Origin of the sequence: Vibrio sp. M260121 (assembly GCF_036533715.1) — a bacterium.
GTDB lineage: Bacteria > Pseudomonadota > Gammaproteobacteria > Enterobacterales > Vibrionaceae > Vibrio.
Genome location: NZ_JATABF010000032.1, coordinates 23,234 through 44,676 on the forward strand (window position 1 = coordinate 23,234; position 21,443 = coordinate 44,676).

The following is a 21,443-nucleotide window of genomic DNA, read 5'->3' on the forward strand; positions in this document are numbered from 1 at the left end:
GTTTGACCATGAACCACTGACTGTCAAATTTGTGCTTTACACCCTGTAAAACAACAATTACATAGGTTTACCGTAAATTTTACCCTCTAGCTACCGAAAAGATCATCTTTTTACTACTATGCATGCCCGATTTATCATCAACGACTGCATATTAGATGGAAAAACACTCAAGAAAAGAAGACTGGATGGCAATTCTTACGGGGACCTTTTTGGTCGCTCAAGGCGTTTTCTTTCTCCAATCCGCGAACCTCTTAACCGGAGGCACCACAGGATTGGCTCTGCTTATTAGCCAATTTACACCTTTTACGTTTGGTGTGCTGTACTTTTTAGCCAACTGCCCTTTTTACTTGCTAGCATGGAAACGCTTCGGCCGTCATTTTGCGATTAATAGTGCAATTTCTGGCGCTTTGGTCTCTATCTTTGCTGATCACCTGTATTTACTGATTTCATTGGAATCAATCAACGAAATTTACTGCGCGGTAGCGGGTGGCTTGCTGATGGGCTTGGGTATGTTGATCCTATTCCGTCATCGTTCAAGCTTGGGTGGCTTCAACGTGCTGTGCTTGTTCATTCAGGACAAATTCGGTATTTCGGTCGGGAAATCTCAGATGGCGATCGACGCGTGTATCTTGTTTGCGTCTTTCTTCTTCGTCACACCTTGGGTGATCGGCTTATCGATTCTTGGCGCCTTCGCACTGAACCTTGTACTTGCAATGAATCACAAACCACATCGTTATTCTGTAAGCTACGGGTCATAGGATGAAAAAATAAAAGGCTTTGGGGAGCACTCCAAAGCCTTTTGTTTAGGACCGAAATCCTTAGGGGAAGCTTAATTTTTACTCTTCAATCAGCAAGATGCGAGTTTCGTAAGGACGCAATACCTGATGACTAGAAGCAATCGCGCTGGTCGCATTTTGATAGTTGGAAAGCAGGTTCTTGGCTTTACTCATATCAAAACGATCTGGTAGTACGCACTCCACTTCTTCACCGTAGTAGTTGTTGATACATAGCAGCGTTTGCTTATCGTTCTGACGTGCGTAAGCAAAAATACGTTTGTGCTCTGGCAGAAAGTCCTCGTAACGACCATCAGTGATTACTTGAACCTGTTTACGCAGTTCAATCAGACGTTTGTAGAAGTAGAACACCGAGTTCAAATCAGCAATCGCGGCTTCCGCGTTGATTGCAGAATAGTTCTGAGCCACCTCTAGCCACGGCGTGCCTTCAGTAAAACCCGCATGTTTCGCGCTGTTCCATTGCATTGGGGTACGTGAATTATCACGCGACTTCTGCGCCAAAATCGCCATCATATCGTCGTGAGATACACCATCGCGATTAACCATGATTTCGTACATGTTCGTGCTTTCAACATCGCGATATTGGCTGATTTCGGTGTAGCCCGGGTTGGTCATGCCGATCTCTTCACCTTGATAAACATAAGGTGTGCCTTGCATCATGTGTACCGATGCCGCAAGCATTTTGGCAGATTCAACACGGTATTGTTCGTCGTTACCTAATCGGCTCACAACGCGTGGTTGGTCGTGGTTACACCAAAATAGCGCGCCCCACCCTTTGCCATTTAAGCCAGTTTGCCAATGGTTGAAGATCTGTTTTAGTTGGATGAAATCAAACGGCGCTTTCGTCCACTTATCACCATTCGGGTAATCGACTTTAAGATGGTGGAAATTGAACACCATTGACAGCTCTTTGCCATCTTGCGCTGAATACTGCTGACAATGCTCTAGCGTGGTGGACGACATTTCACCCACCGTCACGCTGCCATATTTTTGGAACACGGCTTCACTGATCTCTTGAAGGTATTCGTGCACACGTGGTCCATCCGTGTAGAAACGGCGACCATCACCAATATCGTCACTTGGGAAGTCTTGTTGCTTGGAAATCAGGTTGATAACGTCAAGACGGAAGCCATCGACACCTTTTTCTGCCCAAAAGCTGATGACTTCTTTCACTTCTTCACGCACTACCGGGTTTTCCCAGTTTAGGTCCGCTTGCTCTTTAGCAAAAAGGTGCAAATAGTACTGACCCGTTTTTTCATCCAGCGCCCAAGCGTTGCCACCAAACTTAGATTGCCAGTTGTTTGGCTCTGCACCATCTACCGGATCTTTCCAGATGTAGTAATCACGGTACGGGCTGTTTTTATCACCCAGTGCTGATTGGAACCACTTGTGTTCTGTCGAAGTATGATTCACCACGATATCCATGATGATTCGAATACCCAGCTGGTGAGCCTCAGCCAACAGGGTATCGAAATCTTGCATGGTGCCGAAATCTGGGTTGATCGCATAGTAATCGGAAATGTCATAACCGTTGTCGATCATTGGTGATTGATAAACCGGCGTCAGCCAAATCGCATCCACACCAAGGTGTTTTAGATAATCCAGCTTAGAAATGATCCCTTTGATATCGCCCGTGCCTTTACTTCCACTGTCACAAAAGCTTTTTGGGTAAATTTGGTAGATGGTTGCGGTTTTCCACCAGCTCTCATCATGCTTGGTCATTGCCATTTCTAACGCTCACTTACCATTAAACGGAAACTTAAAAATCTTAAAAAAATAGAGGAGATAAACGAGGCAGCCAAATCACTGCCTCAGTTTGAATTACGCGTTAGCGGTTTCTAACTCGCCTTTCATCTGTGCGCGCTTATACAACACAAGCGTCAGCGCGACTGGGACGACAATCGCCACCAACATCGCCAGAGCAAATACGCCCCAGAACTGCGGTTGGATAGACAAGATGCCCGGCAAACCGCCCACACCGATGCCGTTCGCCATCACACCTGCACTACCACAGATAGCAGCGGCAATCGCACTACCGATCATCGCGCTCAGCATTGGGAATTTGTATTTCAAGTTGATGCCGTACATCGCTGGCTCAGTCACACCAAGGTAAGCAGAGATAGCCGCAGGCACCGAGATATCACGCTCACCGTGTTTTTTACTGATGATAATGATGCCGACTACTGCAGACGCTTGAGCAATATTTGAAAGTGCAATCAAAGGCCAAATTGGCGTGCCACCTAGCTCTTGCATCAGTTGAAGATCAACCGCGTTGGTGGTGTGGTGAATACCGGTAATTACCAATGGCGCATATAGGAAACCGAAGATGGTTGAGCCAATCATTGCGAAGTCACCCGTCATGGCTGCTTTTGCTGCGAAAGCAACGCCGTCCCCCAACATACGACCAAATGGACCAATGATAGAGTGCGCAAGAATCACAGACACGATGATAGAGACAAACGGCACGACCACTAGGTAGAGGTAAGAAGGAATGATGCGTTTTAAGTTGGTTTCAATAAACGCCAGTGCTATACCAGCAAGCATTGCCGGAATCACTTGTGCTTGGTAGCCCACTTTCTCGATGGCAAATAAGCCAAAGTCCCATACTTCCGGCACTTGCTTACCAATTAGGTAGGCGTTCATTAACTGTGGCGAAACCAGCGTGACACCCAGTGTGATACCCAAAATCGGAGTACCACCGAGTTTTTTCACTGTCGACCAACACACGCCAACCGGTAGGAAGAAGAAGATTGCCTCACCAATCAGCCATAAGAAAGAGTGTACCGTTGCCCAAAACTGGCTGATTTCCGTTAGCGTTTGACCATCAAACATCTTGATGTCGCCAATCACGTTACGGAAACCAAGAATCAAACCACCGGTGATGATCGCTGGTAGCAGTGGTACAAAGATTTCAGCAAGGTGGGAAATACCACGCTCAACGATGTTCATATTTTGACGAGCAGCGTTCTTAGATTCATCTTTGCTCGATTCACTTTTGCCGCTAAGCTCGATCAGTACTTTGTAAACCTCATCAACTTCAGTGCCGATAACGACCTGAAATTGACCGGCATTGGTAAAGCAGCCCTTCACCATAGGCAGTGCATCTAACTGTTTTGTATCGGCTTTGTCAGTGTCATTCAACACGAAACGCAAGCGAGTTAAGCAGTGGCTTACACTGGCAATATTGTCCGATCCCCCGACCAGCTCAATAAGACGCTGTACATCTTGACGCGCAATCTTACTCATAACTTTGTCCACCCTGTATTGGATACATTCAATTCATCGTTTTATTTTTATAATGGGAACATTCCCATCTGATGATTTTAATAGTGCCATTTCGCATTCAAAAACAAAATGGGAACAGTCCCATTAATTGAGAATGATCACAGTATAATTTTAGAGCAGATCATCGAAGGGTGGATTAATGACGGATAGGCTGCTGGGTAAAATGCACCACAGACTCATCACCATTTAATTGATTAATCAGCATGTTAGCGGCTTTTTCACCAGCATGAGAGTAGCCTGGATCCACGCTGAAGACATTAGGAAAGAGAAAAGAAAGTAATTCGTTACCACCGACACCGGTAACCACCACGTCTTCACGTCCCACTTCTTGCAGACGTTTAATTACACCGAGAGCGATAGTGTCACTGGCACAAGCGATGGCTTGTGTATCGGATTGAAGGACTTGATCCACCAACTGATAAGCACTTTCGTGGTTGAGCTTGCCAGTTTGAAAGCAAGGCTCGATGCGCTTTTTCTCACACCAAGATTGGTAAGCATTAAGGCGTGCAAGACCTGTGGTGCGATCTTCTGGATCAACACCAATGTAGGCAATACGAGAAATAGATTGTTGTTCCAGGTGAGAGAGCGCCATATCGATAACGCCATGGTTGTCGTAATTGATCGAGGAAACCATTTGCGTGTCCATCGCGATCACGACAATGCGATTGCCCCACTCCGCCAAAGCTTGCTCATCACATCCAGTAAAGCCAAACACGATCACTCCATCGACATTACGACGTTTAAGCACATCCAAATGCTCATTGGTTTTATCGCGATCGAACTGGCTCTCCATGATCACGACATCGTACCCAGCTGAGTACAAAGCGTTGAGCATGGTCCCAACAGCGCGGTTTTCTGATGGTGAATCCAAACGAGAGATGATCACGCCGATCACCTTTTGACTGCCACCACGCATCGACTGCGCCGACTTTGATGGGACGTAGCCTGATTCACGAATGATTTGCTCTACCTTCTCACGCGTTTGCGGTTTTACCTTGGGATCATTGGTAAGCACACGGCTGACCGTCGACTTGCCCACGCCAGCCAATTTCGCGATATCAAGAATGGTGAGTTTTTTGCTCATAAGTGTTCAGACTAAAAGAAGGAATCAAACAAAAGGGAAGCAGCGGCTTCCCTTATCTCAGTCAGTAATGGCGATTACTTGTTTAGGTAAGCAGGCACATCTGCAATGCTATCCAATACTACTGTTGCAATGGCTTCGCCTTGTTCTGTTACTGGCTTACCAGTGCGAACCAAAATCTTAGTGCCAACGCCTGCTGCTTCTGCTGCCATCATGTCTTCGGCTTTGTCGCCGATCATCACAGATTTCTCCATGTCGATCTTCAAGAAGTCACGTGCAGAAATAAACATGCCTGGCTTTGGCTTACGGCACTCACAATCTTGCTTGTACTCACCAATGCCATGTTCTGGATGGTGTGGGCAGTAATAGATGCCGTCGAACTCAACGCCATTGTCAGCGAAATTCCAGTCCATCCACTGAGTCAGAGATAAGAAACGGTCTTCGCTGAATTTACCACGTGCAATGCCAGATTGATTGGTCACAAGCACCAACAGGTAGCCTTTATCTTTCAGCGCTTTTGTCGCTTCAAAGACACCGTCAATGTACTCAAAATCATGTTCGTCATGAACGTAGCCGTGGTCAACGTTGATCACGCCGTCACGATCGATAAAAACAGCAGGTTTTGCCAAAACGTATTTCTCTATTTACTCGGTTTCATCAGATTATTACATACCTTATAAGCACTCACACTATCTAATTGGCGTGAGTGAGCGACAAAACAGTTGATTTGTCGCCCGAGAATCGGTAAATCTTGAATATCCCTCTTTTATATTCCTTTCCGCCAAACATCCTCTGTTTTATTTTCCCAACAGAACATCCATACATTTAGACGTCTAGACGTAAAAATATCTATTGACTTACTACTGCTTAACCCATAGCATCAACTGAGAATTGAGATAGAGTTCAAAATTTACTCCTGTTAAAAGCCGTTTTTAACAGCGAAGTTCCCAGTATCTCTGTGCAGGTTGAAACATGATAGAAATAAAAGACGTCAATAAAGTGTTCTACCAAGGCAGTAAGGAAATTCTTGCCCTTAAGGACATTAATCTAGATATCGCGAAGGGCACCATCTTTGGTGTTATCGGCTCATCGGGCGCGGGTAAAAGTACCCTGATCCGTTGTGTGAACATGCTGGAAGCCCCGACATCGGGTTCCATCATCGTAGATGGCGTTGATCTAACCAAGTTAAGCAAAAAGCAATTGGGAGAAACTCGCCGTAACATCGGGATGATCTTCCAACACTTTAACCTGCTGTCGTCTCGCACCGTTTTCGACAATGTCGCACTCCCTCTTGAGCTAGCAGGCAAAGACAAAGCGCAAATAACAACAAAAGTGACTGAGCTACTTAAACTCGTTGGTCTTTCAGACAAGCATGAAAGCTACCCAGCAAACCTAAGTGGTGGTCAAAAGCAACGCGTAGCGATTGCACGTGCACTGGCATCAGACCCTAGCGTTTTGCTGTGTGACGAAGCAACCAGTGCACTGGATCCAGCAACGACTCAATCCATCTTAGAACTACTAAAAGAAATCAACCGCAAGCTAGAAATCACCATTCTACTGATCACTCACGAAATGGAAGTGGTTAAGAGCATCTGTCACGAAGTGGCGATCATCGGTGATGGTGAACTAGTGGAAAAAGGCACCGTTGGTGAAATCTTCGCGCATCCGAAGACTGCACTGGCGCACGAGTTCATTCGCTCTACTTTGGATCTTTCTATCCCAGAAGATTACCAAGCACGCTTACAAACTACGCGCGTAGAAAGCAGCTACCCATTGGTTCGCCTAGAGTTTACTGGCGCAACTGTGGATGCCCCTCTGATGACACAAATCGCTCGTAAGTACAACATCGACGTGAGCATCCTAAGTTCTGATCTCGATTACGCCGGCGGCGTGAAGTTCGGCATGATGGTCGCGGAACTGTTTGGTAGTGAAGAAGACGATAACGCAGCGATTGAATTCCTGCGTGAGCACAACGTGAAAGTAGAGGTACTTGGCTATGTCCTTTAATACGATTTCTGAATGGCTGAGCTTAAACAGCAACCTACTTTTGGGCGCAACGTGGGAAACCTTCTACATGGTGGCGGTTGCGGGCATCGTTGGTTTCGCGGTTGGCATTCCTCTTGGTGTGATTCTGCATACCACTAAAAAAGGTGGCCTACTGGAAAACACCAAACTCAACGGCATTCTTGGCGCGATCGTCAACGTGGGTCGTTCAGTTCCTTTCCTAGTATTGATGGTTGCAATTATCCCAGTAACCAAACTGTTGGTTGGTACTTTTATCGGTACAACAGCAGCAATCGTACCTTTGACCATAGGTGCAATCCCATTTGTGGCGCGTCTAATTGAAGGCGCACTACTGGAAGTTCCATCAGGTTTGGTTGAAGCTGCGCAATCTATGGGTGCGACACCAACACAAATCATCACAAAAGTTCTGCTTCCTGAAGCAATGCCGACTATTGTTAACTCAGTGACGATTACCCTAGTAACACTAGTAAGCTATTCAGCAATGGCAGGAACAGTAGGCGGCGGCGGTCTTGGTGACGTAGCCATCCGTTATGGCTTCCACCGTTATGATGTTGTCATCATGGCCGTAACTGTCGTGATGCTGATTGTTCTAGTACAAATTATTCAGTCTATCGGTGATGCAATCGTACGCCGCGTAGACCACAGATAAGAATTGAAAATATCAATTATAAGGAGATAAAGATGAAATTTAGCCTTAAGAGTCTTTTGACTGTTGCAACTGCCGCTTCTGCACTGGTTCTTGCTGGTTGTGGCGAAAAAGAAGTTGACGTGAACAAAGTAAAAGTTGGCGTGATGGCAGGTGCGGAGGCACAAGTTGCTGAAGTTGCAGCAAAAGTTGCTAAAGAGAAATACAACCTGGACGTTGAGCTTGTTACCTTTACTGATTACGTAACACCAAACGCAGCGCTAGATGATGGCTCAATCGACGCAAACGCGTTCCAACACAAGCCATACCTAGACCAGCAAGTAACTGACCGTGGCTACAAGCTAGTAACGGCTGGTAATTCTTTCGTATACCCAATTGCTGGTTACTCTAAGCAAGTAAAATCAGTGGATGAGATCGAAGATGGTGCTCGTATCGCAGTACCAAACGATCCAACCAACCTTGGTCGTTCTCTTCTACTGCTTGAGCAACAAGGTCTGATCGAACTGCGTGATGGCGTTGGTCTACAAGCAACAGTACGTGACATCGTTGGTAACCCGAAAAACATCACTATCGTGGAGCTAGATGCAGCACAACTTCCACGTTCTCTTGATGACGTAGCGGTTTCTATCATCAACACAACTTACGCAAGCTCAATCGACCTAACACCTGAGCGTGACGGTATCTTCGTAGAAGACAAAGAGTCTCCATACGTAAACCTAATCGTTGCTCGTGAAGACAACGTTCAAGCAGCTAACGTACAAAACTTCGTGAAAGCATACCAAACTGATGAAGTTTACGAAGCAGCGAAAGACATCTTCAAAGGTGGCGTAGTTAAAGGTTGGTAATCCCCTCTTTCTACAACACTTGAAACTTAAAAAGGGCGCTCATCAGAGCGCCCTTTTTGCATTTGTTTTCATTGTGACTTTATATTGCTAGAACAGCTGAACTTCGTCTTGCTCAACCTTCTTTTGCTCCTGCTCTGGCTGCGAATCCACTTGAGGATGTTTAAACACATAAGGCGCTAAAAACGCAGTAAAAGGGATAGTAAGCACAATGCCTACACTGCCCGCTAACGCATTCACCACGGCGAGTCCTACCAACGGCATGTTCATAAACTGGCTTGCTGGCATGTTAAGTCCCCACACCATCATGATGGTCGTCAATGAGCCACCAGCAAACGCCAAGATCAAGGTGTTAGTCATGGTACCCATGATGTCTCGACCAATGTTCATCGACGCTCTAACCAACTGCTTTGGTTTGAGTTTCGGGTCGGTTTGTTGCAGCTCCGCGTACGCAGATGCAATCGAAATCGCAACGTCCATAACAGCGCCAAGTGCCGCAACGACAATCGTCACGAACATCAACCAACGAATGCCCATCTGCACCGACGTTAGGTAAATCACGTCTTCGCCTTTGTCGAGGTAAATGCCCGACAAGTGTGCCATTTCACCAAACCACTGCGCCATGACACCCGCAGCAATCACACCCAATAGTGTGCCGCCCATGGCACATAAACTCTTACGGTTATAGCCAGAAACGAGAATAAAGCTGACCACGATGATCACCACCATCAATAAGATGCTGACCAACATCGGATTCCAACCCGCAAAAATACTCGGCACTAACACGCCAACGATCAAGGCCGCTGTAAAATAGAGCGCGACCATTGAGTTGATGCCCTCTTTCTTGCCAAAGCTCAACAACAGCGCGCAAAACAGTGCAAGCATCAGGTAAATAGCGTCTGATCGTTTGTGGTTATACGCCCAATAAACGGTGCCATTGGTGGTTTCGCGGATCATCATAATGAAAGTATCGCCCTCACTGACATACACGTTGTGCTGACGACTAAGAGGGTTGGTGACTTCCACCTCTAAGCCTTCGCTCTCTCCCTCAAGGATTTTTGCCATGAAGACTTGTTTGCCTGTCATCACATCTGGCACGAGCGGATCTGGCGCAACATGGTTTGAGATAGAACGCGTGACAGTCGCTTCAACAAACTCTTGTTGCTGACGAGATTTAGGACGGAAATCTTCACTCCACGAAGAAGAAAACTGAAAGATAAGCGTGGAGATAATGGTAATCAGTAGGGTGAAACCCCATCGGTTATAGATTCTTTTGATCATGAAGCACTCTTCTACATCACTCACTTAAACAGGCTTTGTCTCTGGTGAGTAAAATTAGGCGCGGTAAAGATTACCGCGCCCACATGCAGGATTAATGAGTTGGGTTACAACCTGCGACTTTCTCATCAAGGGTCGCCGCGTCTTTGTTAGGGTTAACAAAGTAGCTAGACGAATCATTGATGTTCACAGACTTAACAATCGCTGGGTATTTCGGGTTTTCCAAGTCAATCGAGACACAGATTTCCATGTTCTTCAATTGCTCCCAAAGCACTTTGCCTTCGCCCTCACGCAGTGTCGTAATGTCACCGCTTGGTAGGTATTGAGTGAATGACCAGTTACCCACGCTGCCACTGAAATCAGCCACGTTGATACCTTTGTTCTCTTCAACATACGCCGTCAGCATGTCGCGAATTGCGTAGACTTGTTCATTCACTGAGTCATAGAACACGTCGTCTTTGCTAGCCCAACCAAACTTCTGGATTTGCGAACCAAAGCGGTAGCTGTTCATCGCTACTTTGTAAGTTGCGTTTGGATCGAACTGCTCGCCACCAATGCTGGTGATGTTTACGCGGCTACCTTCATTTGTCACCATGTTGTTTTCATCCAACTCTAGAGACGGTTTACTTAAATCCACAGTGAACTCGATGTCACCATCGAATTGATCGTACAGGTAAGCTGGCGCGCCTTTCTTAAACGACACCGTAATGTCACCCGGTTGATACTGGTTGAAGTAAGAGTATGACCACTCAATGAAGCGTTTTAGGTTCGCACCTGTCATCTCAACGCCAAGCAAAGTGTTATCGTACTTGTACAAGTTGGTCGATTTACCTTTGGTGTACACTTCACCATCGATAAGGTTAGATTGATCAGAGAATAGCGACGCAGCAGACACTACCGCACCATTACCTTTACCGACAGCATCTTCGATTTTCTGCATTTGGATTTGGTTAATCACGTCCATTAATGGCGTATCAATCACTTTCGCAAGGTGAATCGTCGAGTACAAACGTTCTGCCGTGTAGTTGTAATCCGTCGCAGTCGCTTCATCAGGGAAACCCGTTGCGCTTGGTGTGAAGTCGCCCGTGACACGACCAAGCTCGCGAGTGGCGTCTTCAACCGAGATATCGTGCACGTATTGGAATTTCGCTTGCAGTGCTTGCTCTTGTTCCACTTTCTTCGTGCCAATGTTGGTCAATGTAGTGTCTTCCATCGTCCACTTACCATCGACTTTCTTCAATTGAATTTCAGCTTTCGCTAGGTAAGCACCCCACTTGCCTGGTTCAATGATTTTCACGCTTTGCGCGCGATTGTCTTGGTTGTATTCGCCAGACTTCGCTTTATCTTCAATCAGCGTATTTTCACCGCCAATCTCTGATGTGGATTTGCTGATTGGTGTAACAGTGCCGTCTGCGTTCACTTGTTCGATGTAGTTCGCGTGTTCGTGACCCGCTAAGATGACATCGAATTTATCCGCCATTGCTGACGCGATTTCGTAAACACCCACACCACCGTCTTCTTGGCGACCAAGGTGAAGCGCACCAACAATCACATCTGGATTGTATTCAGACACCAGTTGATCAACCGCTTCTTTGGTTGCATCCAATTCGTTCTCAAACTTCAAGCCTTTGAAGTGATCCGGTGCAGATGCCTCCCAGTTCGGCACGTTCGATGGCGTTAGACCAACGATCGCCACTTTCACGCCTTCCACTTCAAACATTTGGAACGCGCGAATGTAGTTCACATCGTTGCTTTCCCATTTGATGTTTGAAGACAGTACCGCACCATTAAAATGATCGAGGTTGCGATCGACAAACGAACGCTCAAAGTTGAATTCATGGTTGCCTGGTACCCAAACGTCAAAGCCAAGAGAGTTCATGCTCTCAACCACTGGGTGAGTTGGATCGTCGTTGAATAGCTGCGCGGAGTTGCCTTGAACCGTATCACCGATATCAATCAGGATCATGTTTGGATGTGCCGCTTTTTGGTCAGCAAGCAAAGTGGCCACACGAGTAATACCAGCATCATCGTCTTCTGCGTTCAACGCGTAGTCAAAACCAAACAAACGACCGTGTAAATCCGATGTTGCGGCGATAGCAATGGTTACTTCATCCGCTTGTGTTGCTTCACCTTTCACAACCACATCTGGCGTGTTGGTTAGTGTTTTACCTTCTGCGACTACAGGGCTGTAATCCGATGGTACCTCTACGTACTTGGTGTCATCGTCGTTACAACCAGCCATTAAGCCGACAACAGCAATGTAGACTAGGCTTCGTTTAAATAAAGTCATCTCAATTCCTTCCAGATTATTTTTTTATATATATTTTCGGAAGGGGCCCTCTTCCCAAAACCTCAAAAAGGATATGGATATTATTTGAAATTTTTGAGAAGCAAACGTTTCAATGCTTATAAACCATGCAACTGAGTTACATTTTTCTTTAAAAATGAACAAAGATCACAATCAAGGGGATGAGAGGAATGGTCAGTGAAAATGCTTTTTGAATCAATATATTGATAAAATCAATAATAGACAATTTGACTAAGCAGCTTCGATCCATTTATCGCGATAGAAAAAAGCTGGCATAGACGCCAGCTTTAAAAAATAGACTACTTGATGTGGTCCCAAGAGATGTTGGAAACGATTCGGCAATCGTCGCACTTAAAGTAGAAGATGTCGTGCAGCGGTTCATCGAGTAACCACTCACCACCACACTTTGGACACTTGCGCGCTTTTTCCGCTTCAAGTGACTCACCACCAACTCGGTATTGGTAGTAATACGTCGGGATCTTAGTGAGGTATTCAATACGGCCTCGCAAATCCCAACCTCGACGGAACAACACACTGTCAGCATCACAAATTTCGTGCAATGCCGCGTGTTCTGCACGACACCCGCCTGCCATTTGGATTTCATCACACGCTTGCCATTCGGTTTGCCATTTCACCACTGCCTTGTGGTCACCATTCAGTGTTGCCCCATTGCGGTAAAGTGGAATTGGCAACAGCGTCTCACCGCTGCGCAGTGGAGAACAAGTATGAACGTACGTGGTGTAGAGCACTTGCCAGCTTGGTATTTCTTCTTCCGCCGCTTCTTCTGAATTCAAATCACGACCTAGCATGCGCATTTTCGGCGCAAGCAACGACGCTTCCGACAAACGATTCATGCACACTTTGACGAAATCAGAATGGTAGCGAGGGTGTAAACTGTCTTGCTCTGGGCAAACGACGCGAACATAAAACTCGCCATCACCCATTACGATAGGAAATTCACGGCCAAGCACCTGACCGTTGTAACGCAGCGCGTCCATCAGACCATTAATCGCTTTATCTACGGCGCTTACGGTGGTGTTATCAAAACACTCAAACTGCAACTCAACAACGTACATGCTTACACTGCAGCCTCAAGTTTGCTTAGAAACTCGGTCAGTGTTTCAGCCAGTACGTCACGTTTATCAGAACCCAAGCGCTCAAGAATGACATTACCGGTTAAGTTACAGATTGAAATCACATCCAGCTCGGCATCAGTCGCTGCAATAAATACCGTCGGCTTTAGTTTTAGACGACGCTGAGTCACAAGGTGGCCAAGAATGTTCTCTTGCAGACGAGTAAAGTCATCGTCACTCCATACTTGCAGCAGTGTCAGTTCATTGCCTTGCCAAGTCGCGTCCATATCCGCGCTGTATTGCGAACCGTAGAAAAGCTTAATGTCTTCATGCAACGTCAGCTCAATTGCGTTCTCAACGTTGGTGAAATCTGCCATCTCTTCACGTGGAACCGATTTCCACAAAACGACCTCATCACGCTTCTCTTCTACGCATGGAGAAACAAGATCAGCAAGCTCTTCACTGCGTGGCAGTTCGTTGTGTTTGTCTTGCCAAGCTTGTTGGTAGCGCAGGCTAAAGTCATGTAGAGCCTGAGGAACGGTTTGGGTCATGAAGGTCTCCTGGTTTGTTTTTATCAGGTTGCGGTATCTGCCGGATGGCAATTAATCAGCGGATTCAGTAAAATTCTCGCCATTCTAATCGAAAATGACCACAAAGTATGAGCAAATATTCTGACGCTAAAGAGCTTGCTGGCCTGACTCTGGGTAAAAAGACCGAGTACGCAAACCAATACGACGCGAGCTTGCTGCAACCAGTACCTCGCAGCCTAAACCGTGATGACCTTGAACTTGGCGACAGCCTGCCGTTTATGGGCCACGACATTTGGACGCTGTACGAGCTATCTTGGCTAAACAAAAAAGGCTTGCCTCAAGTGGCGGTTGGCGAAGTGTACATCCCAGCAACCAGCGCAAACTTAATTGAGTCTAAGTCGTTCAAACTGTACTTAAACAGCTACAACCAAACGCGTTTCGCTACTTGGGAAGAAGTGACTGAACGTTTGACGCAAGACCTATCGGCATGCGCAGGTGAGCAAGTACTTGTGGAAGTAAACCCAGTAACGCATTACACCAACCAACCTATCGTGACGATGGAAGGTGAATGCATTGACGATCAAGACATCGAAATCACCAGCTACGATTTTGACGCTGCACTGCTTGAAGGTGCGGCTGGTGATGAGCAAGTAGAAGAAATTCTTCACAGCCATCTACTGAAATCTAACTGTCTGATCACCAACCAGCCAGACTGGGGCAGCGTAGAAATTCGCTACCAAGGCGCTAAACTTGATCGTGAGAAGTTACTTCGTTATCTCGTTTCATTCCGTGAGCACAACGAGTTCCACGAGCAATGTGTGGAGCGTATTTTCACTGATCTAGTGAAGTACTGCCAGCCAACGAAACTTACAGTATTTGCTCGTTACACACGTCGTGGTGGTTTGGATATCAACCCTTACCGCTCAACGGAACAAGACAAGCCCGCTCACAATAACCGCATGGCGCGCCAGTAATCTGAGTTGAGAATCAAAAGTGCTTGAGTTCCTCACTCAAAAACTAATTGCTTAAATACTCAAAAACGCTCAGCTATCTGTTGGATTGCTGGGCGTTTTTCTCTACTATTGTTTATTCAAAAACACGTAAATTACGACACAGTTCGAGGGAACGAAAAGGATGTTTTGGGACAGTTCGCGTCTATTTAGGCTGATTGGCTTTCTTTGCTTATTGTTAGCACAGCCACTTCACGCGACCATTTTATCTTCCGCTTTGCTTAATGAAGCTCAGCAACTGGCTGAGATCGACCCTGTACAGGCAAAGCAAGCGGCCAAAAACTACCTTTTGCAACGCGAACTGACAGAACGTCAAGACAACGGCAGCCCTTCTTCAATGTCTCGTGAAGAGACCGACCGAAGCATCCGCACGCCAAGCAGTACGATTGAAGCACACAAAATCATCGCGCAAGCCGACTACACAATGGGCAATATTCGCTCTGCCATCAACAACCTTGATGAAGCAGAACGCCTCACCAACGAATATCAATTGCCGTACATGAATCTTGATGTGCAACTGATGCGCAACCAAATGATTTGGATGTACGACAAAAACTATGCAGCCGCAGAAGAAAAGCTCGACCAAATCGAAAAGCAGATTGAAGAAGCCAATCCAGTATTACAACGCACCGATAGTGTTCGTTATCGTTTGGTCATGCAACGAGCACTATTAGCAGCCAACAGTGGTGACAGCGTTAATGCCGATCGCTTGTACACAAAAGCGAAGACCATGCTGGAAGACAACCGTTCTGATCTGACTCTGATTGATTACCACACCGCCGTTGGCGAGTTTTATCTGAACGACAAGAAATACAACCTTGCTCTTTCTGAGCTGCTCTACGGTTACTGGCAATCCATTGAGAGCGATAGCGGCGCACGCCTTGCGAAAGTAAATCGCTTGTTGGCTCGCTTGTTCCAAGAACGCCGAGTGTATGACAAAGCGATTGAATACCTCTCTCAGGCGGCAGATTATTACGACAGCTACCCAAGTTCACCGATTTTGGCCGACGTGCTAGAGCAGATGGGTGACATCTATTTCTACCAAGGCAAATTTAATCTGGCTTTGGTGCATTACTTCAACGTACTGGACCATGACAGCACCAGTAAAAACATCAACCGCATCATTAAGATTCGTCTGAGCCTAGCTGCTACTTACCTACAGCTCTACAACTATGCATTAGCAGAACAATACCTAGACCGCTCAACTGATCTGTTGGAGTACGCGGACCTACCTCAACTAGAAGCCAAAGCCGCCTTGTTGCAGTCTGGCTTGGCGTACCATCAAAACGACAGTAAAGACGTCATTGAAAACGCTAAACGAGCGCTCGATTTAATTGAAAAAGCCCCAGGTGATACTGGCTTTATCAAGCAACAATCTTACCGCTTATTGGGTCTAGGCTATGAGCAAGCCGGCGAGTACCAACTGTCATTACAAGCGTATAAGAAATACGCCAGCCTAGTGCGTCTAGAACAAAAGCAGCTTAACCAAATCAGTGAAGATGCGTTCCGCCAACAAAAAGAATTTGCCGAGCAAAGTATTCATCACGTTGGCCAAGCAGAGAAATTGGCACAAGTCGAAATAGAGCATCGCAAATTCCAAAAAATCTCGTTTGCGTTGTTCATTACTGTCTTGGTCATGTTCCTGTTCATCATGCGCCGTGGCGTCATCAATCAACGCCAAACCGCTGAGATTGAAAAACTGCGCAATGATCTGTTCACCCATTCCCGCTCTCGCTTGCGTAACCTACGCATGTTGAATGTGAAGTTGTCCCGCTCATTGAAGAAATCGAGCGACACCTTCGAGCTGTGGCAAATGGGTGAATTGATTCACGAGCCTTTGAACGACCGTTTGCGCTTCGTGATGATCGATCTGCCATTCCTACGCAGCATGTACGTTCAGCATGGTTACAAAGCCGGCTTAGAGCTAGAGCGTGCTTTTGGTGAGTTCCTAGCAGAACGTATTCAGAAGCCGACACGTTTGTACCATTTCTCCGATGCAAACTTACTATACATCGAGCCAAATGCCGATCGTGACGCATCAGCAGAAGCGACGTTCGAAAAATTCCAAAGCTGGGTAGATGAGTTCGCGGCCAAGCACAACGTCAACCGCATAATCCGAATGGGCATCAGTGACTACCCATTCTTACCACGTGCATACACGGCAATTAACGATGAAGAATTGCTCGATCTATTGCTGCTCGCCACACACATTGCGCGTGAAGTCAGCTTAAAAGATAAACACAGTCATTGGGTGTTCTTGAAAGCCATTGATAATGCCCCGGCAGCGAGCTTTGCAACCGGTGACATAAGGACTGCGTGCCAACACGCCATCAACCAAGGGCTAATTAAAATTCATTCTTCGTACAAGAATGAGGACGACATCAAAAAAATATTAAAAAACGGATAATTAACCAACGGTTGAGCGTGATCAGTGATGACGCTATAAAGTTTTTTGTTATTATCAAATAATCGTCAGTAGTACATGGACTTAACCGTAGTCACTTCATGGGAATCTTGGAATCCGATATTCAGTCGCAGCTTCATCAGCTGAGTTGTCAACTTGACCAACTCAGGCTGACTCATCGTGATACTTCGCTCAAATTTCAACGTGAGCAGCAAGTTCTTAAGCGAGTTGTGGCATCATTGTCTTCTGCTTGTCAGGGTTCAAACTCTCAAGTAACCAACTACCTGCGCGAAATTCAGCAAGAACTGGAACATCAAAAAGATGTCAGTACGCTAATCCCTCGCTTAGCAGTGCTAGAAAGAATGCTCAAACAGCAGTCCAAGGCGATGGAAAAACAAAACGGTTATCTCGACGAACAAATCAAACACAGTGGTGAAACGCTTCAACGTATCACCGGATTGCCTGCGCAGCTAAAACGTGAATTACGCAATCTGATGAGCTTTTCTGAAGTTCATGCAGGTAAGAAAGTTGACCAAGCCACCAAGCTACTGAGCATCTACGAGCGCGCGCTCAAGATCATCACTTCCAATTCTCGCCTTAACCTTGGTGAATTAGAACACGGCCCAGATAAATCCCAATTAGAGTGTCTCGCAAGCGACTTGCAGCACACCATCACCGAACTCGATTTCGAAGGTGAGTCTGGCGACCAACTGTTGGATATCCGAGCGAAGTTGCTGTTGGGGGTTAACGCAGAATATCTGATCGAACTGACTTTAAACACCCTCAAATTGGTCGTAGAAGCGACTAAGTACGAGCGCAAATCATCAGAGCAGTTCTTGGAGCAGTTGAATACCTCACTGTCTAGCAATCTAAAGACGGTTCATCAGAACGTCGACCAACACCAAACCTACTTCGAACATCGCCAAGAGTTAAACTCTGAGATGACCTCCTTGGTGGAACGCAGCCAGGAGTCGGTCGAACAAGCACAAGATTTAGAAGAATTGAAAGGGGAAGTGTCACCACTTCTGGCCAAAATGGCGTCACTGACCGAACGCTTAAGAATGACGGAAGAGCGTGAACAAGCCCTTCAGGAGCGTTTGAGTTACAGCAAGAATCAACTGGAAGCCGTATTCGAAAGCACACAAGACTATCGTCGACGTTTGGAAGACCAAGCTCAGCGAATGCTGCTTGATCCGCTCACCAAGGTATACAACCGTGCAGCATTCAACGACCGATTGGAACTGGAATACCGTCGCTGGATCCGTTCACAACAGAACCTACGCGTGGTGCTGTTTGATGTTGATAACTTCAAAGCAGTCAATGACAGCTATGGCTACACCGCTGGCGACAAAGCACTGAAGATCATCGCTCGTACCATGAATAAGCGTATCGCCGATACAGAAACCGTAGCTCGCTTTGGTGGTGAAGAGTTCATCTTACTGATCCCAGAACAATCAGAAGAGTACACGCTAGAACTGATGAAAAATATTCAGCGTGATATCAGCAAGCTGCCATTTAAATTCCGTGAACAGAACATCATGATCACGTTGACCGCCGTTTCGACTTCATTCAGAGAAGCAGACAACCCAGAATACGTCCTAGATCGCCTCGGTAATATGCTAAAAGATGCCAAACAGCGCGGTAACAACCAAGTCAACTGGACCTAAAAGCGTTTAAAAAACAACCAAACGAACCGCTTTCACCCTCTCTTTTGTCATATTGCCTCAAAATTTCAACGAGTTATCACATTTCTCCCCTTCCAACCTGCTAAGCTGTTTAAACGCTATAAAACAAAGTCTGCCAACCACTTGAGTAGAACGACACGTATAAGCTAAGTAGGTGAGTTGGTTTCTACCCAATAAAAATGCATTAGCAAGGAGGCCTTATGATTACCCATATAAGCCCCGCAGGTAGCATGGATCTGCTATCACAACTGGAAGTTGAACGTCTTAAAAAAACCGCATCAAGTGAGCTTTATCTGCTCTACCGTAACTGTACACTTGCGGTTCTCAACTCCGGCAGCCACACCGATAACTCAAAAGAGCTATTAGACAAATACCTTTCGTTCGACGTTAACGTCGTACGTCGTGAGCGCGGTATCAAACTTGAACTAGCGAACCCACCTGAGCACGCATTTGTCGATGGTGAGATCATCAAAGGCATTCAAGAGCACTTGTTCTCGGTTCTCCGTGACATCGTGTATGTCAACATGCACCTCGCGGATAACCAGCGTCTAAACCTCACCAATGCCACTCATATTACCAACCTCGTGTTCGGCATTTTACGCAATGCTGGTGCACTAACGCCGGGCATTGAACCGAACCTAGTGGTGTGTTGGGGTGGTCACTCAATCAACGCGACCGAATACCAATACACACGCGAGGTAGGTAACGAGCTTGGCCTGCGTGAACTGAACATCTGTACTGGCTGTGGTCCGGGTGCGATGGAAGGCCCAATGAAAGGGGCGGCGATTGGTCACGCTAAACAGCGTTACACAGAACAGCGCTACCTCGGCCTAACAGAGCCTTCAATCATTGCGGCTGAGCCACCAAACCCAATCGTGAACGAACTGGTGATCATGCCAGATATCGAGAAACGTCTCGAAGCCTTCGTTCGTATGGCGCACGGCATCGTTATCTTCCCGGGTGGCCCTGGTACTGCCGAAGAGCTGCTGTACATCTTGGGTATCATGATGCATCCAGAGAATGCTGATCAACCTATGCCGATCGTCTTAACCGGCCCGAAAGAGAGTGAAGCTTACTTCCGCTCAATCGATGCCTTTATTGCCGATACATTGGGTGAAGAAGGTCAGAAGCATTATCAAATCGTGATTGATGATCCTGCAGAAGTTGCCCGCATCATGAAACGCTCAATGGACGAAGTGCGTCAACACCGAAAAGAGAAAGGCGACGCATACAGCTTTAACTGGTCTTTAAAAATTGAACCAGAATTCCAGCTTCCGTTTGAGCCTACTCACGACGCAATGGCAAGCTTAAACTTGAACATCAATCAGCAACCTCAAGTGTTAGCCGCCAGCCTTCGACAAGCGTTTTCAGGCATTGTGGCAGGTAATGTCAAGGCTGAAGGAATTAGAGAAATCGAACGGAAAGGCCCGTTTACCATCAACGGTGACCCAGTATTGATGACTAAACTCGACAAGCTATTGAAAGACTTCGTAGAGCAACACCGCATGAAGCTACCCGGCGGTACCGCTTACGAGCCATGTTACCGTATTGCCCATAAGGAAAATGGTAGTCGATAGATAACTCAGCTTTGGTTACACTAGGGGCATTACGCCCCTTTTTTATTGCTAAGTCATTATGTCTATTCATCTTGTTATCATTGATGCCCTAAACCTGATTCGCCGCGTGCACTCAGCGCAACCTGATCCAACTGACATAGCAAGAACCATCACCACTACTGGTAGAACCCTGACTCGCATTCTGTCTGAAGCGCAGCCGACGCACATCATCGCGGTATTCGATCATCACGAACAAGACCGCGGTTGGCGTGCAGAGATTCTTCCAGATTACAAACAGAACCGTAAACCTATGCCAGAACCATTGATGCAAGGCTTAGACGCGATTCAACAAGCGTGGTGGGAACAAGGCATTGATTCACTGTTGTCTGAAGGTGATGAGGCAGATGATCTCGTTGCAACCCTCGCAACCAAAGTCGCGAGTCACGGCGAAAAAGTCACGATTGTCTCGACCGACAAAGGCTATTGCCAGCTGCTCTCCCCGACTCTGCAGATCCGAGATTACTTCCAGCACCGCTGGCTAGATGAACCGTTCATCGAAAAAGAGTTTGGCGTAAAACCATCTCAGCTTGCGGATTATTGGGGTTTGACGGGAATCAGCTCAAGCCAAGTTCCGGGCATTCCGGGTGTTGGCCCTAAAGCAGCCAAAGAAATCTTAACTCAATTCGAAGACATTGAAGCCGCTTACGCGAGCGAAGAACTGGTACCGAAATATCGTAAGAAGTTTGATGAACATATTGAGTCAGCCCGCTTATGTAAAAAAGTCGCGGCGTTGAAATGCGATATCGAACTCGGCTTTAACCTACAAGACATTCGCTTTACCGGACCAAACAAAGCGCAATAGCAGCCAACTTCAGACACTAAAAAAGCGCCTATTACAGGCGCTTTTTTGATTCCGCTCTATCGCA

General features: G+C 46.5%; 17 protein-coding genes. 9 read left to right on the forward strand and 8 right to left on the reverse strand.

From position 1 onward, the window contains the following. Window positions 1-155 precede the first annotated feature (155 nt). Window positions 156-758, forward strand: coding sequence for a YitT family protein (locus tag QTO06_RS16730; RefSeq protein WP_005447540.1), 603 nt, complete (start codon window positions 156-158; stop codon window positions 756-758). Window positions 759-836: 78 nt separating this feature from the next. On the opposite strand, the gene treC is transcribed toward QTO06_RS16730, so the two are convergent. The 4 genes from treC to gmhB form a co-directional block, all read right to left on the reverse strand. Beyond that, window positions 837-2,522, reverse strand: coding sequence for an alpha,alpha-phosphotrehalase (gene treC / locus QTO06_RS16735; protein WP_331409006.1), 1,686 nt, complete (start codon window positions 2,520-2,522; stop codon window positions 837-839). A gap of 93 nt (window positions 2,523-2,615) precedes the next feature. Continuing rightward, entirely contained in the window at window positions 2,616-4,040 is a 1,425-nt protein-coding gene (gene treB, locus QTO06_RS16740; protein WP_331409007.1) for a PTS trehalose transporter subunit IIBC, read from the reverse strand. Window positions 4,041-4,215: 175 nt separating this feature from the next. Further along, complete coding sequence (gene treR / locus QTO06_RS16745; RefSeq protein WP_331409008.1) at window positions 4,216-5,163, reverse strand: trehalose operon repressor TreR; 948 nt, start codon at window positions 5,161-5,163, stop codon at window positions 4,216-4,218. Window positions 5,164-5,237: 74 nt separating this feature from the next. Beyond that, a complete protein-coding gene (gmhB, locus tag QTO06_RS16750) occupies window positions 5,238-5,789 on the reverse strand; it encodes a D-glycero-beta-D-manno-heptose 1,7-bisphosphate 7-phosphatase (protein ID WP_005381961.1) in 552 nt (183 codons plus the stop codon). 343 nt (window positions 5,790-6,132) lie between these two features. Between gmhB and metN the strand changes: the two genes are divergently transcribed. Genes metN through QTO06_RS16765 form a run of 3 tightly spaced genes read left to right on the forward strand, consistent with a single transcriptional unit; the run spans window position 6,133 to window position 8,676 of the window. After that, on the forward strand, window positions 6,133-7,167 hold the full coding sequence (gene metN / locus QTO06_RS16755; protein ID WP_331409009.1) for a methionine ABC transporter ATP-binding protein MetN: 1,035 nt from the start codon (window positions 6,133-6,135) through the stop codon (window positions 7,165-7,167). Further along, entirely contained in the window at window positions 7,157-7,834 is a 678-nt protein-coding gene (locus tag QTO06_RS16760; protein WP_009705638.1) for a methionine ABC transporter permease, read from the forward strand. Before metN ends, QTO06_RS16760 begins: the two co-directional genes overlap by 11 nt. A 32-nt stretch (window positions 7,835-7,866) precedes the next feature. After that, window positions 7,867-8,676 carry a MetQ/NlpA family lipoprotein gene (locus tag QTO06_RS16765; RefSeq protein ID WP_005440125.1) on the forward strand — a complete coding sequence of 270 codons (810 nt, stop codon included), beginning with the start codon at window positions 7,867-7,869 and terminating at the stop codon, window positions 8,674-8,676. A gap of 87 nt (window positions 8,677-8,763) precedes the next feature. On the opposite strand, the gene QTO06_RS16770 is transcribed toward QTO06_RS16765, so the two are convergent. From QTO06_RS16770 to syd, 4 genes are all read right to left on the reverse strand, one after another. Then, window positions 8,764-9,954 (reverse strand): YibE/F family protein, encoded by a 1,191-nt coding sequence (locus QTO06_RS16770; protein ID WP_331409010.1) that lies wholly within the window; start codon window positions 9,952-9,954, stop codon window positions 8,764-8,766. Window positions 9,955-10,045: 91 nt separating this feature from the next. Beyond that, on the reverse strand, window positions 10,046-12,241 hold the full coding sequence (locus tag QTO06_RS16775; RefSeq protein WP_331409011.1) for a bifunctional metallophosphatase/5'-nucleotidase: 2,196 nt from the start codon (window positions 12,239-12,241) through the stop codon (window positions 10,046-10,048). Between the two features lie 317 nt (window positions 12,242-12,558). Beyond that, complete coding sequence (locus tag QTO06_RS16780) at window positions 12,559-13,335, reverse strand: Zn-ribbon-containing protein (protein WP_331409013.1); 777 nt, start codon at window positions 13,333-13,335, stop codon at window positions 12,559-12,561. Between the two features lie 2 nt (window positions 13,336-13,337). Then, on the reverse strand, window positions 13,338-13,883 hold the full coding sequence (gene syd, locus QTO06_RS16785; protein WP_331409014.1) for a SecY-interacting protein: 546 nt from the start codon (window positions 13,881-13,883) through the stop codon (window positions 13,338-13,340). Window positions 13,884-13,990: 107 nt separating this feature from the next. Between syd and queF the strand changes: the two genes are divergently transcribed. From queF to xni, 5 genes are all read left to right on the forward strand, one after another. Then, complete coding sequence (queF, locus tag QTO06_RS16790; protein WP_331409015.1) at window positions 13,991-14,836, forward strand: NADPH-dependent 7-cyano-7-deazaguanine reductase QueF; 846 nt, start codon at window positions 13,991-13,993, stop codon at window positions 14,834-14,836. 160 nt (window positions 14,837-14,996) lie between these two features. Next, a complete protein-coding gene (locus tag QTO06_RS16795) occupies window positions 14,997-17,279 on the forward strand; it encodes a tetratricopeptide repeat protein (RefSeq protein ID WP_331409016.1) in 2,283 nt (760 codons plus the stop codon). 98 nt (window positions 17,280-17,377) lie between these two features. Further along, window positions 17,378-18,943: a GGDEF domain-containing protein gene (locus tag QTO06_RS16800; RefSeq protein ID WP_331409017.1), complete on the forward strand. Its 1,566-nt coding sequence runs from the start codon at window positions 17,378-17,380 to the stop codon at window positions 18,941-18,943. A gap of 218 nt (window positions 18,944-19,161) precedes the next feature. Then, window positions 19,162-20,538, forward strand: coding sequence for a nucleotide 5'-monophosphate nucleosidase PpnN (gene ppnN / locus QTO06_RS16805; protein WP_331409018.1), 1,377 nt, complete (start codon window positions 19,162-19,164; stop codon window positions 20,536-20,538). Window positions 20,539-20,596: 58 nt separating this feature from the next. Then, a complete protein-coding gene (gene xni, locus QTO06_RS16810; protein ID WP_020196462.1) occupies window positions 20,597-21,379 on the forward strand; it encodes a flap endonuclease Xni in 783 nt (260 codons plus the stop codon). Window positions 21,380-21,443 lie beyond the last annotated feature (64 nt).